This window comes from Bariatricus sp. TF06-38A, from assembly GCF_027690675.1.
Lineage (GTDB): Bacteria > Bacillota > Clostridia > Lachnospirales > Lachnospiraceae > Allocoprococcus > Allocoprococcus comes.
Map to the genome: position 1 here is coordinate 39,391 of NZ_JAQFCE010000001.1, position 6,631 is coordinate 46,021.

Here is a 6,631-nt window from a genome sequence, read left to right on the forward strand (position 1 = left end):
AATCAATCTCTATCAGATTTTTATTGATAAGGGCAACAGATAGTGGTTGTCCCTCATGTGCGACTAAATCATTGTAAATGACTTCAACCATCTCTTTGTATATTGGTACACTGTACCCATCATTTAAACTGTAGCGATCGTTGTTGTTCCAATATCTTGCTATGAGTAAATCTTTATAGTCTTTCCGATACCAACTTAAAAGAGATAAGATTGAATCTGGTTTTAAAAACTCTGCAAGCGTTCTCCCTGTTCTTGCTACTTTTAATCCTCTGGATGAATAAATAAACTCAATTCGTAACAGTCCTTTGTCTGTTATATTTTGTTCTTTGGACTTGTCATATAGCTTTAATTTCACTCTTGAATTTGATAACTGCGCTGTCTTAATAGATTCAATCTGCTGTCCAGAACATAAGCATTTCACAGCTTCATATCGTTTTCCTGTTTGTTCTCCTGTCGCACAAATAAATAGTTTTTCGCCTTTCGTCAGAAGAATTGTTGCAAGTAATTTTAATATAGGTGCGGTTTTTGTTATGTTTGAAAGTTCCGCAGTCGCATTTACCTCAGCCGTTCGTACCATTGTTTCATAAATATCGTTACCGAACAGACTATCTAATTGTGTCTGCACACACGCTAAAACATTTTCAATATGTTTGAAATCTTCTTTACAAAATGGAATTGTGTTATCATTTCTCAATACCTTTGGTAAACACAAGTGTAATAAATACCCATCTTTCACCGCTTGTAAATGTCCTATTTCATCATTGCTTTTGTTATAAAAAATATAATAATTTGTGGACAAATTTTATATCTAATTTTCGATTATCCGCATAAACACTATACTTTCAAGTATTTTGAAGTATAGAAAAAACTCATTTTACCACGAATTTACCACGATTGAATGAGCCTTGATATGACCTATAAAATAACACCCAAAAGACATCATTACACCTAAATGGTGTCTTTTTAAAAAGCAGTCAATCCTAAAACTAACTGCTTTGTGTATATGGATATGAAATTGTAAACTAGAAGCTGTTTATTTTTTCTTTTTAGGTTTTGGCGTTGGTAGTTCATCATACATCACATCAAATAACCCCGTCAGAAAATCTTTATTATCAACTTCTTCCACCAATAACATTTCTTTGGCGTTTTCGTATGGAATTTCATAAGTAACTGTCGGCATATAAGAAATTGCAGACTTTGTTGGTTTTACAAGTAACCTATCATCATATATACCGCCAACGATTTTTCCACGATAATAAATAATAAATTCTCCCATCATTGCACGATATGTTATTTCTTGTAATTCTGATAATTGTTCTAAAACAAATTGTAAATAATCTTTACTTGAAGCCATTTCCAACCCTCCAATCTTGAATTTTATTATTCCAATGCTTTCTTTAAGTCCAGAACAAATTGCTTTTGTTGTTTTTTCAAATAGGTTTTTACAAAAGGTTTCATAAACCACTTTTTAGGTATCACATTTTCTGTAAAGTCTATTTGTGTTTCATTCCCTTTGTCTATAAAAACACCAATCCAATGACCTTTCATGTTGCTATTCTCCATATCAAATTCCCAGCGTTTATATGGTTCTGCAACGGTAACGGTAAATGTAGTAGCATATCCATTTTTTGTGTATTCAATAAATTGTTTGTCATTTATTATTTCTGTTTTGCTCAAATCACTTCGCCATGAGTTATATTTATCAACAGCTAAAACAATGTTCCAAACTTTTTGAATATCATTACTAATAATTGTATTTATATTTGAAATTGCCACTTTTTCATTTCCCCTTTTCAAACTGGAATTTGTCTTACAACAATTTATATATGCATAAAAAGCAATATATTTATGAAAACACCCTAAATCCAAAATCTACTCAATTCATTTTTCCTTACATAAAATGTTCTCGTATATTTCACTTCCTCACCAAGTGTTTCCCCTATCAAAACTTCAAAATCATTGATATCAAATTCTGGAAAGAATGTATCTCCATCTTCAATATTTAAATCTACTTCTGTGATATACATTTTATCTACTATTTGCAAAGCTTCCTTAAATAGTCCATATCCACCAGATATGTATACATCTCGTCCTTTAGCCAATAATAATGCATCTTCTAATGATTTAACTGAAACTAAATTATCTCCTTGATACTCTGTTGTGGTGGAAACAACAATATTCATTCTATTAGGCAACGGATGACCGATTTCTTCATAAGACTTTCGCCCCATAATAACCACATTACCCGTTGTTAACTCTCTAAATTGCTTTTGTTCTCCCTTTATTTTCCATGGTATATTACCATTCTTGCCTATAACATTATTCTTTGACCTCGCAACAATCAAACCTATCATCTATTTCATCCTCCATAATATGATGTCGTACCTGTGATTCCATCAAGTGCACCACATCTTAACAAACTCAAAATTATCTCGAACTAACCAGCTCGACAAATTCAAGTTTGTCGCTTTCTTCATATCCACATTATATCATTTTCATATCTGCACCACAATAAAATTTTATGCACCGATAATCTTATTGAACAGCTCTAACAAACACCATTTCATCACTCCAATCTGAAATTTAGGTATGAAAAAAGCAGTCAATCCTAAGACTAACTGCTTTGTGTATAGAGATATGAAATTGTGAAATAGAATTTGCCTATTTCAAATCAAAAAGAGAATTTTCATAGTCCTTTACATAGTATCGTATATTTTTACGCCCCTTTTGAATAATGGTATGTCCCTCTGCTTCTAATTTTTCTTTCTGTGCTTCAATACCATTTGGATATTTAGCATTTAATTCTCCGTTTGCTTTTAATGTTCTCCAATAGGGTGTTTCATCTTCGGAACGCTGATAACTCGCCCACGCTACAATAGAAACAAATATACCCGCTGTAATCGGCTCTGTAAAATCTGCACCACTCAATTTTGCAAAGTGTTCTCGTATTTTTCCAACCGTAATCACTTTACCATACGGAACTTTTTTCATTACTTTGTCATAGTCAATCGGGGGAGCAAAATACATTTTGTTTCCACCATATTTCTCAATACTTTTCTGGTCTATGATAATTTGAAATTTTGGCATATCCTTACTATCATGCAACATAGCATTAAAATCTTTTTTATCTTCATTTGCCATTTGTGCCACCTCCTACTTTAAGGATAGTCTGTTTCTTATTTCCATGCAATGAGGCTGTTTGAAAATTATTAACACTTTCAAATTTGTCGCTTTCTTCATATCCATATTATAACAGTTCCATATATCCGCCACAATAAAAATCAGCATACCCTTAGCATTTATGGAACAAAAATGCACACTTTTTCTTTCTTCCTCTTGATTACCCCACAACAGAAAAGAAAAAGCCCTGTCAAGAGCCTTGCCACCATTGGTGGTGCTTTGCACTCTTTACTGGGCTTTTTGTTTGCTGTATCTTCCATGCAAGAGGAAATTAAAGACCTCTGTTCCATTTCGCCTTTAGATAATCTTCATAGTCTGCTTCATTGAAGTCTACTTGTGGAGAAGTGTCGGGAATGTTGTTTCTGTTGTCTATATCCGCAAGCTGACGAAATATCCAATCATCATAAGGGTCATGGTATTTATACTCTTTGGGCTGTTCTCTGTATCGGTCTAACCCTCGCATTTCCTTATGTACTTTTATCATGCGTTCCAGTTTTTGACGCTGTATCAACTGCTTGATTTCCATAAGTTCTTCCAACTCCGTAACCTCATTGGTAATGTAGTTATGGATATACTGTATGAGTTTATATGCCTTGTAAAATGTGCATTCTTTTTCATCATCGAAAAATTCATTTTCAGACAGGTAATCTAAGGAAACATTGAAGTCTTGTTCCCGTTTGATAATATCCATGATATATGGTTCGGTGTGGTCAATATACTTCCATTCTCCCGACAATAATTCATTGGGTGTTACTCCCAGCACGTCCATTATCTTTTCCAGCGTATCAAAGGTAGGATAATTCACGCCACGTTCAATCTTGGAAAGGCTCTGCATATTGATACCGATTTTGTCCGCAAGTTCCTGTTGTTTCATTCCTCTATGCTTTCTTATGGTCTGTATGTTCTCTCCTAAGAAACTGATTTTCTTTTCGTAATGCTCCATGACTTAGTATAAACACTCCTTTCATTGCTTTTCTTGGTATTTATAAGCATATCATACTTAATATATATCTAAAAGTCAACAAAAACTTCTTGACAAGTAATTCTAATGGCGTTATTATCGTATCAGATAGAGTGATTAAGCACGCTAGGGTCAATCACACGCTTGAGTAAGCATAGAAAAGATGTATTTTCATTTTGATAGCATGAATAAGCATAGACTATCAGACCGAAAATAAGGTTTCTGACTGGGGCTGTTCCGTTTAGCCACGAGCCTTACAAGGCTCGTGAGCGTTAAGAACGGATCAGACACAGGAAGAAAGGGAACGCCTTTAGGCGTTCATAAAGGGCGTATATGTAACACCGCCCTGCGCATACATGTCATAGTACCTAGAAACTGTGATAAATAAAGGAAAAAACACGATTTTTACCCCGCAAATAAACGGGAAGTACGAAAGGACTAATGCACTATAACTACACACAAAAATTTATCCGTTAAGATTGATTACATCAGCATTGTATTTGATACTACAACCGCAGAAGATATCATCATGCACATTTTAGGTTTACCGACTGACATTTTCAATGTTTATCCAGCAACGATAAAATTCAAGACTTATCAAGCACGCTGGCAGATTGGAGATATTTATGTATCGGGGGACGCAAGAAAGACAGAGGACAACCCACAGGGGCTAGGCTGTTATCTTGTTATGACTGGCAGAGGTTGTGATGATATTTTCCGTATTCTCGACAGTAGGAATTATACCTTTGGGGATATGTTCCGACGTTGCGAGCGAAGATACGGACTGGATAATTTCCATTTCACAAGACTTGATATTGCCATTGACGATAAGAACGAAAAGCCATTCTTTACCATTGAGCAGATAAAGAAGAAATGCGAAAAAGAGGAATTTATCTCAAACAGTGAGGGCTACCACTTTGATGAAAGCAAGTTTGACGATTTCGACACCGCAAAGACTGTTTATATCGGTGCTGGAAAATCTGGATTATCCTACCGCTTTTATGATAAGGATAAAGAAGTCTGTTCAAAACATAATAAGACGCTTGAGGAAGTCGGCAGTTGGAAACGGACAGAAATGCAACTGCGTGATGATAAGGCTCATGCTTTTGCCATGACATTCAAGGACAGACCGCTGGAACTTGGGGAACTGGCTTTCGGGCTACTGGCAAACAACCTACGCTTTGTCGTGCCAAACAGAAACGAAAGTAATAAAAGCAGGTGGAAAACGTGTCGATTTTGGGAACGCTTTTTAGGGGCTGTGGAAGTCTTGAAACTGCAAGTACCAAAACAGCAAAATTCCCTTGAGGAAACACAGCAATGGCTCACAGAGGGTGGCGTGATTTCCGCTGTCAAAAGTTTTTACTTCTTGGAAGAACATGACGCATTAGGTGGACTGGAAAAAGTGGGAACTATGCTTGATAAGGCAAGATACAGCAATTCCCTTTCCAGTAAATTAACCGCCCATTTACAGAGGATAAACCGCACCGACCTTATCCCCTATATCCAGTATGACACGAAACATGGGAAAGGGGGTATCTGATGAATAACAACGATATTCCCGTATGGGAAAAATACACCCTTACCATTGAAGAAGCGTCAAAGTATTTCCGTATCGGAGAAAACAAGTTAAGACGATTGGCAGAGGAAAACAAGGACGCTGGCTGGCTCATTATGAATGGCAACCGCATACAGATTAAACGCCGACAGTTTGAACAGGTTATTGATAAATTGGACGCAATCTAATGCAAATGAGCCTTGTATGTGTTATGATGAATACAAGTCATATCAAGGCTCTTTCCAACAAGGAAAGGAGCAGACACCATGAAAGAAAAAAGACGGGATAACAAAGGACGTATCCTGCATACTGGAGAGAGCCAACGAACAGACGGAAAATACTTATATAAATATGTGGACGCATTTGGAAACACAAAATATGTGTATGCTTGGAGATTGACACCCACAGACCCGACACCAAAGGGAAAACGGGAAAAACTCTCACTTCGTGAACTGGAACAGCAGATAAGACGGGATATTGAGGACGGTATCGACAGCACAGGCAAGAAAATGACGCTTTGCCAACTCTACGCCAAACAGAACGCACAGAGGGCAAATGTGAAGAAAAGCACACAGAAACAACGGGAACAACTCATGCGGTTATTGAAAGAGGACAAGTTAGGTGCTAGGAGCATTGATACGATAAAACCCTCTGACGCTAAAGAATGGGCGTTACGCATGAAAGACAAAGGCTTTTCCTATAACACTATTAACAACCATAAACGCTCGTTAAAAGCGTCATTCTATATCGCCATACAAGACGATTGTGTAAGGAAAAACCCTTTTAATTTCAAGTTAAGTGAAATCATAGAAAATGATACCAAAGAGAAAGTAGCATTGACAGAGGAACAGGAACAAGCCTTACTGTCATTCATCAAGACGGATAACGTGTATCACAAGTATTATGATGATGTGCTGATACTGTTAAAGACAGGA

At 36.3% G+C, this 6,631-nt stretch carries 9 protein-coding genes; 3 read left to right on the forward strand and 6 right to left on the reverse strand.

Going from position 1 to position 6,631, the window contains the following annotated elements:
• The 6 genes from PG418_RS00150 to PG418_RS00175 all read right to left on the reverse strand — a co-directional run.
• The coding region (locus PG418_RS00150; RefSeq protein ID WP_498836895.1) for a hypothetical protein at window positions 1-736 on the reverse strand (736 nt) is incomplete at its 3' end.
• 297 nt (window positions 737-1,033) lie between these two features.
• The gene (locus tag PG418_RS00155; RefSeq protein ID WP_004612621.1) at window positions 1,034-1,354 is read right to left on the reverse strand and encodes a TfoX/Sxy family protein; all 321 of its coding nucleotides are present in this window, start codon (window positions 1,352-1,354) and stop codon (window positions 1,034-1,036) included.
• Window positions 1,355-1,380: 26 nt separating this feature from the next.
• Window positions 1,381-1,776 carry an SRPBCC family protein gene (locus tag PG418_RS00160; protein ID WP_010775277.1) on the reverse strand — a complete coding sequence of 132 codons (396 nt, stop codon included), beginning with the start codon at window positions 1,774-1,776 and terminating at the stop codon, window positions 1,381-1,383.
• A gap of 83 nt (window positions 1,777-1,859) precedes the next feature.
• Window positions 1,860-2,354 (reverse strand): trimethoprim-resistant dihydrofolate reductase DfrF, encoded by a 495-nt coding sequence (dfrF, locus tag PG418_RS00165; RefSeq protein WP_002322211.1) that lies wholly within the window; start codon window positions 2,352-2,354, stop codon window positions 1,860-1,862.
• Between the two features lie 307 nt (window positions 2,355-2,661).
• Complete coding sequence (locus tag PG418_RS00170; protein ID WP_002322212.1) at window positions 2,662-3,141, reverse strand: MGMT family protein; 480 nt, start codon at window positions 3,139-3,141, stop codon at window positions 2,662-2,664.
• A 310-nt stretch (window positions 3,142-3,451) separates the two neighbouring features.
• Entirely contained in the window at window positions 3,452-4,123 is a 672-nt protein-coding gene (locus PG418_RS00175; protein ID WP_002322214.1) for a helix-turn-helix domain-containing protein, read from the reverse strand.
• 496 nt (window positions 4,124-4,619) lie between these two features.
• On the opposite strand from PG418_RS00175, the gene PG418_RS00180 reads away from it, so the two are divergent.
• The 3 genes from PG418_RS00180 to PG418_RS00190 form a co-directional block, all read left to right on the forward strand.
• Entirely contained in the window at window positions 4,620-5,681 is a 1,062-nt protein-coding gene (locus PG418_RS00180) for a replication initiation factor domain-containing protein (RefSeq protein WP_259321075.1), read from the forward strand.
• Window positions 5,681-5,884, forward strand: a complete 204-nt coding sequence (locus PG418_RS00185) for an excisionase (protein WP_002607397.1) — start codon at window positions 5,681-5,683, stop codon at window positions 5,882-5,884. Before PG418_RS00180 ends, PG418_RS00185 begins: the two co-directional genes overlap by 1 nt.
• Before the next feature lie 78 nt (window positions 5,885-5,962).
• Window positions 5,963-6,631: site-specific integrase family protein (locus PG418_RS00190; protein WP_498836896.1), on the forward strand; the 669-nt coding region annotated here is incomplete at its 3' end.